Consider the following 16068-nt stretch of genomic DNA (forward strand, 5'->3'; position numbering starts at 1 on the left):
TCCTTTTTACTAAAGCACAATATACTTATTATCAGTTAAATAACGGACAACTTGATCTGCACACTCTTCTGCAGTCTTGTCATGTGTCATTAACTTACATTCCGGTTCATTTGGCTCTTCATAAGGAGAGTCAATACCTGTAAAGTTTTTCAGCTCCCCTTTTCTTGCTTTATTATAAAGGCCTTTAACATCCCTTTTTTCAGCTATTTCTAAAGAAGTATGCACATACACTTCAACAAACTCATTGCTTTCAAACAAGTCTCTTGCCATGTCTCGTTCTGCCCTAAATGGCGAAATAAATGCAGATATAACAATAAGCCCTGCATCAACCATCAACCTGGCAACCTCAGCTACACGACGGATGTTTTCCACACGATCTTCATCTTTGAAACCAAGATCTTTATTCAAGCCGTGACGCACATTATCGCCATCCAGTAGATAAGTATGCTGACCCATTGAGAAAAGCTTCTTCTCAACAAGGTTTGCAATAGTTGATTTACCTGCGCCTGATAATCCTGTCAACCAAATAACACATGGCTTTTGTGCTTTCTGCTGAGATCGCGCTTCTTTTGACACATCTACATGCTGCATTATGATGTTTTGGCTACGGCGCAACGCAAAGCTAATCATACCCGCACCAACTGTATTATTAGACAAGCGGTCAATCAGAATAAAGCCACCAGTATCAGAGTTATCTAAATACTTATCAAATGCGATTGACTGATCCAAGCTCACAGTACACACACCGATGCCATTCAACTCAAGATGCTTTGCCGCCAAATGCTCCATAGTATTGATATTTACCTGATGTTTAATTTCAGTGATTGTTGCTGAAACAGTCTTGGCACCAACTTTCATCAAGTAGGTACGACCTGGCATCAAAGCATCTTCATGCATCCAAACAATCGTGGTCTCAAATTGCTTCGCCACTTCGGCTGGCTGCTTACTCTCAACTAGAATATCACCACGAGAAACATCTATTTCATCCGCGAGTGTAATGGTAACAGACTGGCCCGCTACAGCCTGCTTTAAATCACCATCCAAGGTTACGATTCTAGCAACACTACTTTCTTTGCCTGATGGTAAAACACGCATTTTATCACCAGGACAAACAACACCACTTGCGATTTGCCCAGAGAAACCACGAAAATCTAAATTCGGACGGTTTACCCATTGAACTGGCATACGAAAAGCTTGTTTTTGCAGACGCTGTTCATCAATCTCAACCGTTTCCAAGAAACCCATTAAAGTTGTACCACGATACCAAGCCATGGCTTCGCTTTGTGATGTAATATTGTCACCTTTGAATGCCGACATCGGAATAAAGGTAACATTCTCAACTCCAATTTGCTTAGCGAATGCAGCGTATTCTTCAACAATCTCGGAATAGACTCTCTCTGAATAATCCATTAAATCCATCTTGTTGATGGCAACAACAATATGACGAATTCCAATCAAAGAAACTAAATAACTATGACGACGAGTTTGTGGCAAAATACCTTTACGAGCATCCACCATTAAAATTGCCACATCAGCAGTGGAAGCTCCTGTCACCATATTGCGGGTATATTGCTCGTGCCCAGGAGTGTCAGCCACGATAAATTTGCGACGATCCGTAGAGAAAAAGCGATATGCCACATCAATAGTGATACCCTGTTCTCGCTCAGCCGCTAAACCATCTACCAATAAAGCAAAGTCAATATTTTCACCTTGAGTACCAAACTTACGAGAGTCCGACTCTACAGCTGAAAGCTGATCTTCAAACAGCATTTTTGAATCGTATAGCAAGCGTCCAATCAACGTACTTTTACCATCATCCACGCTGCCGCATGTAATAAACCGTAATAAGCTTTTATGCTGATGATGCTCCAAATATTGGTTAATGTCCGTTTCGATCAAATCAGATACATGAGCCATTAGAAGTACCCCTCTTGCTTTTTCTTCTCCATAGATGCAGCAGAATCGTGGTCGATCATACGGCCTTGGCGTTCAGATGTTTTGGTCAATAGCATTTCTTGAATAATGGATGGCAAAGTGTCCGCATCTGATTCCACAGCACCAGTTAGTGGATAACAGCCTAACGTTCTGAAACGGACATTTTTCATCATCGGCACCTCACCTTCTTTTAGCGGCATACGCTCATCATCCACCATAATCAAAGTTCCGTCACGCTCCACCACAGGGCGCTCTTTTGAGTAATACAGGGGTACAATTGGGATGTTTTCCAGGTGAATATATTGCCAGATATCCAGCTCAGTCCAATTTGAAATAGGAAAAACACGAATAGATTCACCCGGGTTCTTACGAGTATTATATTGCTTCCAAATTTCAGGGCGCTGATTTTTCGGATCCCAACGATGGTCAGATGTACGAAAAGAGAAAATACGCTCTTTTGCACGGGACTTTTCTTCATCTCGACGAGCACCACCAAATGCCACGTCGAACTTATACTTGTTCAACGCCTGCTTAAGGCCTTCTGTTTTCATAATATCTGTATGAGTTGCAGAACCATGAGTGAAAGGGTTAATGTCCTTTTCAATACCATCTGGATTGATATGAGTAATCAATTCTAAACCTAAATCTTTCACCATTTTATCGCGGAATTGATACATCTCCTGGAACTTCCAACGAGTATCAACATGCAATAAAGGAAAAGGCGGTAAAGAAGGATAGAAAGCCTTCATAGCAATGTGCAGCATAACCGCGCTATCTTTACCGATAGAATACAACATAACGGGATTTTCCGTTTCAGCAACAACCTCTCGCATAATCTGGATACTTTCCGCTTCAAGACGCTGTAAGTGTGTTAACAACATATACGTACCTTCTTCCATTATTTTTCATATTTTAATGCTTTCTGAATTATACATTAAATTTTTGATTTAAATCCCACTGAGCAAACAACTCACACTCAGCTTCATGCTGCTTTCTCCAAGACTGCAACTGGAGGTATCTGGATAAACAGTCGGTTTTTATTACAATAGCCAATTGAGAACCTATATAATCAGAAAGTATCAACCGATCTAGCTGCTGAATTAGAGTTCTTTCAGACAGCTGTTCTTCAGCCCAAAAAAAACGTCGCTCCCCCCTTTTATCTTGGACATAAAACACACAACCCTCATTCTGAGGGTAAAAACCAAGCACCAGACACTTTATATTTACTTTTTTACGCCCACTAGCAGGACAGCTTTCATTGAGGACCTGGTCAAGCTGCTCAAACAAAACTCGATTGTTTTGCTCAACAAATGTCTTTTTAAGCCTCCGTAACAAGGTTTTTTTGCTCAACTGAACATTATTCTTCAAATACCCCCTCAGCAAATCGTCTGTTCTGCAAAACCCGAATAAGGTCTTCGAGCTGTTCATTAAGATTTTTTTTAAGAGCTTTTGGTTACAGTTAGCCCTTAACTCTGAGGATTTGCGACCGCGAACTTCATAACCTACACCATTCCACCCATGCAGCCGAAACGACTCATAGGCTTTAACAATTGTTGGCACTGACAACCCCGTCGCACCTCGAATCTCAGCCAAACTTAAGCCTCTCAAACGATAACGAATTGCCTCGCGCTTCTTAATCGCCAATTCATTGACCGATAGCACTTTAATTGCTCCAACGATTATTTAGCACTCTAAAGATTGAGATGTTAAAGGTTATTACGTAGTATCTCAACTCAACTATAAAAGTTATTTTGTCTCGAATTAAAACTTAGTGAAAACAAGTACAATAGAGCCAGACCAACATACTCATAGAAATCATGCACAGAAGTATAAGTCGAAGATCAATATGGAAATTTTGTTTACACTAGCACTAGTATTTAGCGTTTTCATTGCCCTTGCCACCACAAAAATAGCTGCAGACCTCATACTAACAGGCGCCATGGGCGTTTTGATGATTAGCGGAATACTTACCGTTAACGAAGCCTTAGCTGGCTTTGCTAACCCGGGAGTTATTACTATCGCAACCTTATACATAGTTTCTGCTGGTTTACAAGAAACCGGAGCTATTCAATGGCTGAGCAAATATTTATTTGGAACCCCTAAAGGGCTTAAAGGGGCCCTATTAAGACTTGCAATACCAAGCTCTCTTCTTAGTGCATTTATGAACAATACTGCTATCGTCGCAATGCTCATCCCATCCATACAAGACTGGTCTAAAAGAATAAAGCAACCGGCATCCAAACTTCTGATCCCCTTGAGCTATTCAGCTATTTTAGGCGGGACTTGCACACTCATAGGCACAAGTACAAACTTGATTGTTGACGGGCTCCTCCAGGAACAGCTTAACATCCACTTGAACATTTTCTCATTACTGTGGATAGGACTACCCATTACCATTATAGGAGGAGGTTTATTAATCCTTTTTTCAGAGATTCTACTTCCAAATAGAAAAAGCTCACTTGAAAAATTAGACAACGTTCGCCAATACGGCGTGGAAATGCTCATTAGAGATAAAAGCGATTTAATTGGAAAATCAATAGAGCAAGCAGGACTACGAGCCTTACAACACGGCTATTTATTTGAAATACGTCGAGACAACATACTTTTATCCGCCGTAGGATCTGAAACCCAACTTTATGCTGGTGACACCCTTGTATTCATTGGCTCCCCCGAATGCGCGCGTGAACTTCAAAAAATACACGGACTCAAACCCGCCGAGGGTGGAGCCGATACACTCGAGATTGATCATAATCAGCGCTGCCTAGTAGAAGCAGTCATAGGGCCCGACTTCATAGGCCTTGGGCTAACCATTAAAGAAGCCAGATTCCGCAGTAGATTCCAAGCCGCCGTATTATCTGTATCTCGCAAAGGGCATCGCATAAACAGTAAAATAGGAAATATAAAAATTCAAATTGGTGACACCCTTTTGCTTGAAACAAGTGAAGGCTTTGTTGACCAATATCGCTCTCGCCGAGACTTTCTCCTAGTCAGTGCAATTAACAACTCTACCCCTCCAAACTTTAAGAAAGCCCCAATTGCATTAGCACTATTACTATGTCTAATTCTATTCAGTGCTACGGGTATAATAAGTATCCTAGAAGCTGCCATGCTATGCGCTGCCGCAATGATCATTACCAGATGTATAACTGCGACCAAAGCTCGCCGTAGTATCAATTTAAACGTAATCACAGTAATCGCCACATCTTTCTCTTTAGGCGTCGCAATGACAAAAACTGGAGCAGCACAACTAATCGCGGAGAACATTGTATCGCTAACACCTTACACACCCTGGCTAACACTCGCCCTTATATACTTTATTACAACAATATTTACAGAATTGATCACCAACAATGCAGCCGCCGTATTAATGTTCCCTATATCTATTGCGACCGCACAACAATTAAACACGGACCCCCTACCATTCGTAATCACTATCATGATAGCCGCCTCGGCCAGTTTTATAACACCAATAGGATACCAAACGAATCTAATGATTATGGGACCAGGAGGTTATAAAACTCTAGACTTCATTAAAGCTGGCCTTCCAATCAGCTTAGCGATAGGGGTTACCAGTGTAATATTAATCCCGTTCATTTGGCCATTTTAAAGAACACATAAAAAAAATCACAACCCACAAAAGGAACTCAGATGAGAAATACCAACAAGCAAGACATCATCGACCTAGCTCGTCGCGCGGGCAACGCTATAATGGAGATCTACCAAAAAGATTTCGCAGTTTATGACAAAACTGATGCCAGCCCATTAACAGAAGCAGATCTCGCTGCACATCATATTTTAGTTGAAGGGTTAAAACGCCTAACTGACTACCCAGTGCTTTCGGAAGAATCATCTGAAGAAGATAAGAAAGATCGCCTGAACTGGGATCAATACTGGCTAATTGATCCACTTGATGGCACTAAAGAGTTTATTAAAAAGAATGGCGAATTCACTGTCAATGTAGCCTTTATCGACAACGGCAAACCAACTTTTGGTGTAGTGTACGCGCCCGCACTAGACGTTCTTTATCTAGGCGAAGTGGGCTTTCAAGCACAGAAACAAACTGGAACAGCCCCCCTAGAACGCATCAGCGTACGAGAAAAGCCCGCTAGAGCTAGCGATTACGTAATCGTCGGAAGCCGCTCCCATCAAAGCGACGAATTCAAAACCTTTATATCAGACTACCCAGATGCTGATATTATCAGCATGGGAAGCTCTCTTAAACTATGCTTAGTCGCAGAAGGAAAAGCGGACATTTACCCTCGACTTGGTCTCACTTGCGAATGGGACACCGCTGCAGCACATGCTATTGTTGAAGCCGCTGGAGGTGTTGTACTTCAAGCTCTCACAAATCAAAATTTAGAATACAACAAAGAGAACTTATTAAATCCATATTTTATAGTGAAAGCTAAATAGTCACCTCACTTAACATACTGCTGGATTGAAGTATCAAAATTAAACTAAAAAGCAATATATAACACTTCACCCCAGCAGAACCCAAATTTAAGCGGCGACCTGATCGCGTCAGCAACTACAACAAGCCACTCTCCTTTAAAGCACGAACCTTGCCAAGAACGCTTTCAACCTGCTTCGCCGCCTTAACAGGACAGTTTGACTCAACGTAACACCTAAGCTCTGGGGCATTCCCCGAAGGCCTTAAGTGCACTATATCCTTATCAAGAAATTCAATTCTCAACCCATCAGTCTCATCCATGACCAACACATTACGTCTCTCCGCCCCTTCACTAACGCTTTCCATTAGCTCAGCTATCTTTGGTTCACTATCTTTAAGCATCTGAATAAGCTCAAAACTGCACTCTTGTGATATATTTCGAACACGATCACTTGCAGTAAACCTCGGAGGGTAATCAGCTAACAGATCGCTTACTCTTTTATTCTCCAAGGCAGCCTTCGCCAACACAATCATGATTGGCAATATTGAATCCCTTGTAGGCAGCGGCTTTATCGACTTACCATTTTCAATTAAAAGTTCACTTCCAACTAAAAAGCCACCATTTGCCTCATAACCAACAACCTTAGCCAAGTAATTATCACTTGCTAATTGAGACATACCCTTAATGACATAAGGAGAACCTATCTTGGTTCGTATACAAATTCGCTTAGCATCCGACAACTCTAAAACAGTATTAACATTCACTGGGGCTGCGACATGCGTAGCCTTTAAAAAATCAGCACAGAGCACACCAACCACATCCCCACGAAGCCATTTACCATTTTCATCGGATATAAGTGGTCGATCACCATCTCCATCAGTCGAAACTATGGCATCTAGCTTAAATTCCCTGGCCCAAGAAATACCTTTAGCAGCATCTTCTTTCGACACTGCCTCTGTATCAATCGGAACAAAGCTATCCTTTCTCTCCAGTGAAACGACCTCTGCACCAAAATACCTAAGCAGTTTTTTAATAATATCTCTAGCAACGCTTGAATGCTCATAAACACCAATACGCTTACCGAGCAAGACACCAGCAGGAAAAAGATTAGTGTATCTTTCCTCAAATAATCTAATTGCGTCCAAACTAGGGTCAACCAAATCAGCAAGCACCAAATGAGCCAAATTATTAGGTATCAAGACTTCACCTGACATAATTATAGATTCATCAGACTTACTAATCTCTCCGTCAGGGCGATAAAATTTGATCCCATTACGATCGAATGGGATGTGACTCCCAGTAATCATCACCGCAGGAATTGAATTTTGCATAGCATAGAAAGCCAAGGCAGGAGTGGGAAGATCTCCACAATAAATCGCCTTTGCTCCATGCGCCTCCACAGCTGCGACAACCGCTTTTGCTATTGCAGGGCTGCTTGGTCTAAGATCAACACCAATAGCAACCTCTTTCACCTCAAAACATACACCCTGAAGAAAGGATTTTGTAAAAGCAAAACATAACTCTGGCGTTAAACCTTCAACTAAACCACGAACCCCACTAGTACCAAAGGCTACACCATGATTATCACTTAAGCTTTTAACCTTTATTTTTTGAGAGTCTGACATTATTTTGATCGCCCATATCTATCACTGAAACGGACAATATCGTCTTCACCAAGATAACTTCCCGATTGAACCTCCACCAATTCCAACGGAATTTTTCCAGGGTTCTCTAAAGCATGAATAACACCCACTGGAATATACGTCGATTCATTTTCGGTCAATAAAATCTCTTCATCGCCATTTTGCACTTTGGCAGTACCAGATACAACAACCCAATGCTCGGCCCTATGATGATGCATTTGCACACTTAATTTTTCACCCGGCTTTACCATAATGCGCTTAACTTGATGACGACCGCCCAAGTCAACAGTTTGATAACTACCCCAGGGGCGATGAACTGTTGTGTGGAACATATGCTCCTCGCGCCCCTCCGCATGTATGCGCTTAACAATATTTTTTACATCTTGGGCACGATCTTTACTCATAACCAATACAGCATCTGCTGTTTCAACAACTACAAGGTTATCAACCCCCACTGTTGCAACCAAACGAGATTCAGATCGAACAAACGAGTTCGTGGTACTTTCAGACATTACGTCTCCAAACAATACGTTTGCACTCTCATCCTTTTCCGAATAATCGTATAGGGAGTCCCAAGCACCAATATCACTCCAATCCCCTGAGTAAGGCACCACCTTTGCCTTCTTAGTAGATTCCATTACAGCAAAATCAATGGATTCCTCAGGACAGTTGCTGAAAGCATTTTCATCGACACGAACAAAGTCTAAATCTTGACTTCTCTGCTCAAACGCTAAATTAACAGCTTGAAAAATATCTGATCTATAGTAGGATAACTCTTCAAGGTACGCTTTTGCGCTGAATAAGAACATGCCACTATTCCAAAGATAATCACCTGAGGCTACATAAGCTTTTGCAGTTTCTACATCAGGCTTTTCAACAAACTCCACCACATCATTATTTTCACCTGAACGAATATAACCATAACCAGTCTCAGGACGAGTTGGTTTAACACCAAAAGTTACAAGAGTGTTTTCTTTAGCTAGCTCAATTGCTCGCTGAATAGCAAGTTCAAATTCATCGATATCTCGAATAACATGATCTGCAGGCAGCACTAAAAGTAGCGAGTCATCTTGCTTTCTATTTTGAGCTTCAAGTGCAGCTAGTGCGATGGCTGGAGCTGTATTTTTCCCTACGGGCTCCAAAACAATACTAGATTTAGCAACGCCTAATTTTTTCAATTGTTGCGCGATCAAAAAACGATGATCTTCATTACACACAACAATCGGAGACAAAACTTCTAAAGCATTAGTTCTTTTGACTGTATTCTGTAACAGACTAAATTCTTTATCAGTCAAAGCTAAGCATTGTTTAGGGAAGTGCTCTCGAGATAAGGGCCATAAGCGACTCCCAACACCACCAGACAAAATAACAGGTATAATTTTCACGTAACAAAATCCTTTATTAAACAGCTTGTAACCACTACATGACATAATAAGACATACAGTTAATTAGCCTATGAAAGTTGCAGAATAATAAACTAGCGGCCAATTTTATGCAAAGGACAAGAAAATAGAAATTCACTCCTTTGCCATATTCATGAAAAACTTTCATTAGACTTTATAGAGTTAAAATATTTCAGCCTTTTTATAAAAAATAATCGTCAACCATTGATAAATTATCAATTTGATTGCTTATATTCCAATCAATGGGTACTTTCTATTACGAAAATCATTTAAAGATACGGGGCATCAAGAAAACATACGCCTAGCTCATCTTTTAAAGATAAGTGAGGCCCCTCCCCTTCTACTAAAGGCCAGCTTACCCCGATAAACTCATCATCCCATTTTATTGATACTTCAGAATCAGGGTCGTAGTAATTCGTACACTTGTAAACAAACTCTGCTTCTTCACTCGTCACATAAAACCCATGAGCAAACCCTTCTGGTACCCACAGCTGTTTTTTGTTTTTAGCAGAGAGATAAACCCCGACCCAATGCCCAAATGTGGGGGAGTTTTTACGAACATCTACGGCCACATCAAACACTTCACCCGATATTACTCGTACAAGCTTACCTTGAGTATTTTTAACTTGGAAGTGAAGCCCACGCAAAATACCACTCTTTGATTTTGAATGATTATCTTGCACAAACCTCGTTGGCTGACCCGTTACCATCTCTTCAAACTTCTCCTGCTGCCAGGTCTCCATAAAAAAGCCTCGCTCATCTCCAAAAACAGCAGGCTCGATAACTTTCACGTCTGGGATTTTTGTTTCAATTATCTTCATCGATATCACTTATATGCTTCAATATTATCTAAAGACGCCTGCCAATCACTTGGCTTCACACCAAACTGCTGCTCAATTTTCCTACAGTCTAGTCGTGAATTAGCAGGGCGCTTCGCAGGAGTTGGGTAGGTAGAAGTTGGAACTGAATAAAGACTCGGCAGGTTGTCCAACAAAGACTTTTTCTTGGCAGCTGCAAAAATATAATCAGCAAATTCAAACCAACTCACATAGGGCATACCTGAGAAGTGGTAAACCCCCCATTCTGGTTCATTTCCATTCTCTATAAATTCAACCATCGAAATTAGGGCTTTGGCAATATCGCCAGCATATGTCGGCCCACCTATTTGATCATCCACAATACTCAACTCGTCTCGAGTCTGCGCTAGTTTTAACATAGTTTTTACAAAATTATTGCCATGCTCACAAAACACCCAAGCAGTTCTAACGATCAAATATTTTGTACACACCTCGGCCACAGCGAGTTCCCCGGCCAATTTACTTTCTCCGTAAACACTTTGAGGAGCAGTCAAATCATTTTCTACATATTCATCCTCACCATTACCATCAAACACATAATCTGTTGATATATGTAAAAAAACTGCACCACAATCTTCAGCAGCTCTAGCAAGATATTTAGGGCCATCACAGTTAATTGCAAAAGAGTTCTCAATATCATCTTCCGCTTGATCTACGGAAGTATATGCAGCTGCATTAATAATAAAGTCTGGGGAAAAACCTAAAACCGTTTTCATAACGTCTACTTGATTTGAAATATCCAAACTCTTTTTATCAACAGCAAGAACTAGAATCTTCTTTTTCTTCAACAATTTGACAAGGCAGGAGCCAACCTGGCCATTCACCCCTGTAACAAGAACTTTCATCCCCCCCCCTACTTTCGAATTAAAGAATAAAGATAACGGCCATATTCATTTTTAATCATTGCTTTCGACAAATTTTCAACCTCACGATCTGAAAGCCAACCGTTGCGCCACGCAATTTCTTCTAAACAAGCGATTTTAAGTCCTTGAACATTCTCTATCGTTTGCACAAATGAAGAGGCTTCATGCAGACTTTCATGAGTTCCAGTATCCAGCCACGCGAAGCCTCGCCCCAGCAACTCAACATTTAACAAACCTTCATTTAAATACATTTCATTAATCGAGGTAATCTCCAACTCTCCACGAGATGACGGGGTCACTTTTTTTGCAAAATCTACAACACGACTATCATAAAAATATAGACCAGTCACAGCATAGTTTGATTTCGGCTTCTTTGGTTTCTCTTCAATCGAAATTGCCTTCCTATTCTCATCAAACTCAACCACTCCAAATCTCTCAGGATCTCTAACTTGATAACCAAACACAGTCGCACCGCTCTGTTTTGCAGCAGCTTTTTTCAAACTCTCACTGAAGTGCTGCCCATAGAAAACATTGTCACCCAAGACCAAACAAACTGAATCCCCCCCAATAAACTCTTCACCAATTAAAAAGGCCTGCGCTAGACCATCAGGGCTTGATTGAATAGCGTAATCGAGGTTTATGCCAAAGCCGCTACCATCTCCCAGTAATCGCTTAAAACTCTCACTGTCCTCCGGTGTCGTAATGATTAAAATATCTCGAACACCAGCAAGCATTAATGTTGAAATAGGGTAAAACACCATTGGTTTATCGTAGATAGGCAGGAGCTGCTTTGATACACCTCGGGTTAATGGATACAACCTTGTCCCAGAGCCACCAGCTAAAACAATACCCTTCATGCGCTATTCCCCTGAACCTAAACGTTCCATACTATACGAACCACTTAGCACGCGGCTCCACCATGTTTTATTATTCAAATACCACTCAACGGTCTTACGAATACCAGATTCAAACGTCTCTTCAGGCTTCCATCCAAGCTCACGCTCGATTTTGCTTGCATCAATTGCATACCGCACATCATGCCCTGGACGGTCTTTTACATAAGTAACGAGATCTATATACTGCTTAACACCTTCAGCTTTTTCAGGGGCCAACTCTTCAAGTAAACTACAAATAGCCTTCACAACTTCTATATTCGCTTTCTCATTATGTCCTCCGATATTATAGGTTTCGCCAACCTCACCTTCAGTCACAACTTTGTATAGTGCACGTGCATGATCTTCGACAAATAGCCAATCACGTACTTGCATTCCATCACCATATATAGGCAATGCTTTACCCTCTAACGCATTAAGAATCATGAGAGGGATAAGTTTTTCTGGAAAGTGAAATGGGCCATAATTATTTGAGCAATTAGTAACCAGAGTAGGAAAACCATAAGTACGTTGCCAAGCTCTAACCAAATGATCTGATGAGGCTTTTGAGGCCGAATAAGGACTAGAAGGTTCATAAGAGGTATCTTCGGTGAACAAATCATCAATTCCTTCTAAATCTCCATACACCTCATCAGTAGAAATATGATGAAATCTGAAGGTAGATTTTTTTTCAGTATCTAGACTATTCCAATACTGGCGCGCAGCCTCCAGTAACGTGTAAGTCCCTACGATATTTGTTTCGATAAATGCAGCAGGGCCATCTATAGAGCGATCAACATGAGATTCTGCAGCCAAGTGCATAACAGCATCAGGTTTATGCTGAGAAAATATACGATCAAGTGCCGCGCGATTACAAATATCAGCGTGTTCAAAAATATACCTGCTGCTACCTTCAATTGATAAGAGGGATTCAAGGTTTCCAGCATACGTTAACTTATCTAAGTTAATAACAGTATCTTGTGTTCTGCCAATAATATGTCTTACTACAGCAGAGCCGATGAAACCAGCCCCTCCAGTAACCAGAAGTCTCATACATCACTCCGATCTAATGTGTTCATTTTTGAAATCAAAACCCTACTATAACACTAACACTAGACATCTAACCCCTTTATCAGAAGTGATTATACATTGCGTCTCGTATCAGAGAAGAAATATCAAAGTCGCAGGGTAGGATAAAAAACAAAATCATCTTGAATAAGTAAAAAGCATTAATCACATTACCTTATGTTCAACAAAGCTGCTTACCCCTATGAGTCACTACCAAACAAATCTCTTGTATATACTTTTTCAGCAACATCCCTCAGACCATCTGCCATACGATTAGCAATGATGACATGAGCTGCAACCTTAAAGGCGTCTAAATCACGATAATTTTTCGAGTTAAAGAAGCGGTCTTCTTCAAGTTCAGGCTCGAACAACACAACCTCAACACCTTTAGCTTTGATACGTTTCATCACTCCTTGAATAGCCGAGGCTCGAAAATTATCTGAGCCAGATTTCATCACTAAGCGATAAATACCTACAACTTTAGGGTTTTGTTTTAATACACTTTCTGCGATGAAGTCCTTACGAGTCGTATTAGAATCCACAATGGCACGAATCAGGTTATTTGGGACATTTTCATAGTTTGCTAACAGTTGCTTGGTATCTTTCGGCAAACAATAGCCACCATAACCAAAAGAGGGGTTGTTGTAGTGATTACCGATTCTAGGGTCTAATCCGACGCCTTCTATCACTTGCTTTGTGCTTAATCCATGAGACTCACAATAAGAGTCCAGCTCGTTAAAGTACGCAACTCTCATGGCAAGATAAGTATTGGAAAACAGCTTCACAGCTTCGGCTTCAGTTGAATCAGTAAACAACAGCTCAACATCTTGTTTAATGGCTCCTTGTTGCAATAAACCTGCAAAAACTTTCGCTCGCTCAGACACTTCACCCACAATGATACGAGAAGGGTATAAATTATCGTAAAGGGCTTTACCTTCGCGTAGAAATTCAGGAGAGAAAAGGATGTTATTGGTATCAAACTGCTTGTTGATACTCTTTGTGTAGCCTACTGGCACAGTCGACTTAATGACCATCACGGCACTAGGGTTAATTGCTAGTACATCAGTAATGACGCTTTCCACAGAGGATGTATTAAAGTAATTGGTTTCAGGGTCATAGTCTGTTGGCGTTGCAATAACAACAAAGTCAGCACCGATATATGCCAGCTCTATATCTGTTGTCGCAGTAAAATCCAACTCCTTTGAAACTAGAAAATCCTGTATTTCTTCATCCTGTATAGGGGAAACTCTTTCATTTAACAGGTCAATTTTCTTAGCATCAATATCCATGGCGACCACAGAATGATTCTGTGATAACAACATAGACATCGATAGACCAACATAGCCTGTACCAGCCACTGCAATTTTGTACTTTCTCATCTAGCTTCACCCAAATTTAGAACATGTAACTGCCATACGGCACCTGCTCACAGGGTAAAGCTCTTCTATTAAGGAAATAATACAGCCAAATTTGAAAAAACTAGCCAACCAACTCTTAACTTCCCTCTTCGAAATTCATCTACACTTGATTTAAAAAGCAACTGTATAAAGAAGTATGCATGCTAACCATAAAACACCAAGGAGCGGTGCAAGGCGTAACGGGCTCATGTCATGAGCTGTTTATTGATGATAACCATTCCATCTTAATAGACTGCGGGCTTTTTCAAGGGGCCGAAATTTCAGGTAAAAGAGCGAGTAGTAAGTACTTAGCGATTGAGTTTGATATCCACTGTGTACAAGCTCTGTTCATCACTCATGTGCACATTGATCATGTTGGTCGAGTGCCCTATTTATTAGCCGCAGGCTTTAAAGGGCCGATTTACTGCTCTATGCCCAGTGCGGAGCTACTGCCTTTAGTGATAGAAGATGCGTTAAAAGTCGGTGTGACGCGCAATGCCAGCATTATAAAAGCCTGCTTACAGCGCTTAGCCTCACAGCTGCACCCGATTGAATATGGTGAATGGCAGAGCATCCCGCTACCGAGCCAAGCCACCAGCACCGTCAAACTGAAATTAGGCCAAGCAGGTCATATTCTAGGCTCTGCCTATGGCGTATTTCGTGTTAGCAATGACAAGCTCAAAGCTCAAGGTAAACGCTATCATGATGTGCTGTTTTCAGGGGATTTAGGCGCGCCCTACTCACCTTTGCTCTGTTCACCAAAGCCGCCTTATCGGGCCGATCAGCTAGTAATAGAGAGCACTTATGGAGATAAAAATCATGAAAACCGTGCTAGCAGGCGTCACAAGTTACAACAAGCCATAGAGCATGCCCTGCAGGACTCTGGATGCGTATTAATTCCTGCCTTTAGCATTGGCCGTACTCAAGAGCTACTTTATGAGCTTGAGCACATCATCCACCTTAATCAGAACAAAGCTGTGAGCCGCACTCGCTCTGGAAAACGCCTCAATTGGCAAGACATCGACATCATCATTGATTCGCCTCTGGCCAGTCGCTTTACTAGCGTTTACCAGTCTTTAGCACAATATTGGGATAAAGAAGCCAATCGTCGTGTTCGTTCAGGGCGACATCCGCTAGATTTTGAGCAAGTAACAACCATCAATAGCCATCAAGAACATTTGCAAACCGTGGCTTACCTTCAGCGCCAAACCCGCCCAGCCATTGTTATTGCCGCCTCCGGAATGTGCGCCGGTGGGGGTATCGTTAATTATCTAAAAGCTTTACTCACAGATAAACGCAATGATCTATTGTTTGTGGGATATCAAGCCGCAGGCACACCGGGTCGAGATATATTGCGTTATCACAACAAGCCCAATGGTTATGTCATGCTAGATAGCCAAGCTTATGCAATAAACGCCAAGGTTCAGCAGATCAGTGGTTATTCAGCCCATGCGGGGCAAAAAGATTTATTAAATTTCATAAAACGCATGAGGGTAAAGCCACAAAGGGTTCATATCGTCCATGGGGATGAGCAGGCCAAGCGGGCGTTACAGGCATTAATTCATCAAACGTTTGAAGGTGTTGAAGCCGTGATCCCCACCGAATAAACCCCTGAATAAGAGTACAGAAGGCAAGCTTA

General features: G+C 41.4%; 13 protein-coding genes. 3 read left to right on the forward strand and 10 right to left on the reverse strand.

What is annotated here, in order from left to right; genetic code table 11:
• Nucleotides 1–9: 9 nt before the first annotated feature.
• Genes cysN through ACUM5Y_RS03930 form a run of 3 tightly spaced genes read right to left on the reverse strand, consistent with a single transcriptional unit; the run spans nt 10 to nt 3597 of the window.
• Nucleotides 10–1917, reverse strand: a complete 1908-nt coding sequence (gene cysN / locus ACUM5Y_RS03920; protein ID WP_445975544.1) for a sulfate adenylyltransferase subunit CysN — start codon at nt 1915–1917, stop codon at nt 10–12.
• Nucleotides 1917–2834, reverse strand: coding sequence for a sulfate adenylyltransferase subunit CysD (gene cysD / locus ACUM5Y_RS03925; protein WP_445975545.1), 918 nt, complete (start codon nt 2832–2834; stop codon nt 1917–1919). Before cysD ends, cysN begins: the two co-directional genes overlap by 1 nt.
• A 28-nt stretch (nt 2835–2862) precedes the next feature.
• A complete protein-coding gene (locus tag ACUM5Y_RS03930; RefSeq protein ID WP_445975546.1) occupies nt 2863–3597 on the reverse strand; it encodes a hypothetical protein in 735 nt (244 codons plus the stop codon).
• A 184-nt stretch (nt 3598–3781) separates the two neighbouring features.
• On the opposite strand from ACUM5Y_RS03930, the gene ACUM5Y_RS03935 reads away from it, so the two are divergent.
• Both ACUM5Y_RS03935 and cysQ read left to right on the forward strand, forming a co-directional pair.
• Complete coding sequence (locus tag ACUM5Y_RS03935; RefSeq protein WP_445975547.1) at nt 3782–5542, forward strand: SLC13 family permease; 1761 nt, start codon at nt 3782–3784, stop codon at nt 5540–5542.
• A gap of 41 nt (nt 5543–5583) precedes the next feature.
• On the forward strand, nt 5584–6348 hold the full coding sequence (cysQ, locus tag ACUM5Y_RS03940; RefSeq protein ID WP_445975548.1) for a 3'(2'),5'-bisphosphate nucleotidase CysQ: 765 nt from the start codon (nt 5584–5586) through the stop codon (nt 6346–6348).
• Nucleotides 6349–6463: 115 nt separating this feature from the next.
• Here the strand turns inward: cysQ and ACUM5Y_RS03945 are convergent, their stop codons facing one another.
• The 7 genes from ACUM5Y_RS03945 to ACUM5Y_RS03975 form a co-directional block, all read right to left on the reverse strand.
• Entirely contained in the window at nt 6464–7951 is a 1488-nt protein-coding gene (locus tag ACUM5Y_RS03945) for a phosphomannomutase (RefSeq protein WP_445975549.1), read from the reverse strand.
• On the reverse strand, nt 7951–9354 hold the full coding sequence (locus tag ACUM5Y_RS03950; protein WP_445975550.1) for a mannose-1-phosphate guanylyltransferase/mannose-6-phosphate isomerase: 1404 nt from the start codon (nt 9352–9354) through the stop codon (nt 7951–7953). The genes ACUM5Y_RS03945 and ACUM5Y_RS03950 overlap by 1 nt, the downstream gene beginning before the upstream one ends.
• Before the next feature lie 287 nt (nt 9355–9641).
• A complete protein-coding gene (rfbC, locus tag ACUM5Y_RS03955; protein ID WP_445975551.1) occupies nt 9642–10193 on the reverse strand; it encodes a dTDP-4-dehydrorhamnose 3,5-epimerase in 552 nt (183 codons plus the stop codon).
• Nucleotides 10194–10198: 5 nt separating this feature from the next.
• A complete protein-coding gene (rfbD, locus tag ACUM5Y_RS03960) occupies nt 10199–11074 on the reverse strand; it encodes a dTDP-4-dehydrorhamnose reductase (protein ID WP_445975552.1) in 876 nt (291 codons plus the stop codon).
• An 8-nt stretch (nt 11075–11082) separates the two neighbouring features.
• Complete coding sequence (gene rfbA / locus ACUM5Y_RS03965; RefSeq protein WP_445975553.1) at nt 11083–11949, reverse strand: glucose-1-phosphate thymidylyltransferase RfbA; 867 nt, start codon at nt 11947–11949, stop codon at nt 11083–11085.
• Between the two features lie 3 nt (nt 11950–11952).
• Entirely contained in the window at nt 11953–13017 is a 1065-nt protein-coding gene (rfbB, locus tag ACUM5Y_RS03970; protein WP_445975554.1) for a dTDP-glucose 4,6-dehydratase, read from the reverse strand.
• Nucleotides 13018–13232: 215 nt separating this feature from the next.
• On the reverse strand, nt 13233–14411 hold the full coding sequence (locus ACUM5Y_RS03975; protein WP_445975555.1) for a nucleotide sugar dehydrogenase: 1179 nt from the start codon (nt 14409–14411) through the stop codon (nt 13233–13235).
• Nucleotides 14412–14590: 179 nt separating this feature from the next.
• Between ACUM5Y_RS03975 and ACUM5Y_RS03980 the strand changes: the two genes are divergently transcribed.
• Entirely contained in the window at nt 14591–16036 is a 1446-nt protein-coding gene (locus tag ACUM5Y_RS03980; protein ID WP_445975556.1) for an MBL fold metallo-hydrolase RNA specificity domain-containing protein, read from the forward strand.
• The last annotated feature ends 32 nt before the right edge of the window (nt 16037–16068 follow it).

Source organism: Marinomonas dokdonensis, from assembly GCF_052747885.1.

Excerpts from the sequence above, each read along its gene's own strand:
- cysN (WP_445975544.1), bottom strand. The coding sequence starts at position 1,917 with ATGGCTCATGTATCTGATTTGATCGAAACGGACATTAACCAATATTTG.
- cysD (WP_445975545.1), bottom strand. The coding sequence starts at position 2,834 with ATGGAAGAAGGTACGTATATGTTGTTAACACACTTACAGCGTCTTGAA.
- ACUM5Y_RS03935 (WP_445975547.1), top strand. The coding sequence starts at position 3,782 with ATGGAAATTTTGTTTACACTAGCACTAGTATTTAGCGTTTTCATTGCC.
- cysQ (WP_445975548.1), top strand. The coding sequence starts at position 5,584 with ATGAGAAATACCAACAAGCAAGACATCATCGACCTAGCTCGTCGCGCG.
- ACUM5Y_RS03945 (WP_445975549.1), bottom strand. The coding sequence starts at position 7,951 with ATGTCAGACTCTCAAAAAATAAAGGTTAAAAGCTTAAGTGATAATCAT.
- rfbC (WP_445975551.1), bottom strand. The coding sequence starts at position 10,193 with ATGAAGATAATTGAAACAAAAATCCCAGACGTGAAAGTTATCGAGCCT.
- rfbD (WP_445975552.1), bottom strand. The coding sequence starts at position 11,074 with ATGAAAGTTCTTGTTACAGGGGTGAATGGCCAGGTTGGCTCCTGCCTT.
- rfbA (WP_445975553.1), bottom strand. The coding sequence starts at position 11,949 with ATGAAGGGTATTGTTTTAGCTGGTGGCTCTGGGACAAGGTTGTATCCA.
- rfbB (WP_445975554.1), bottom strand. The coding sequence starts at position 13,017 with ATGAGACTTCTGGTTACTGGAGGGGCTGGTTTCATCGGCTCTGCTGTA.
- ACUM5Y_RS03975 (WP_445975555.1), bottom strand. The coding sequence starts at position 14,411 with ATGAGAAAGTACAAAATTGCAGTGGCTGGTACAGGCTATGTTGGTCTA.
- ACUM5Y_RS03980 (WP_445975556.1), top strand. The coding sequence starts at position 14,591 with ATGCTAACCATAAAACACCAAGGAGCGGTGCAAGGCGTAACGGGCTCA.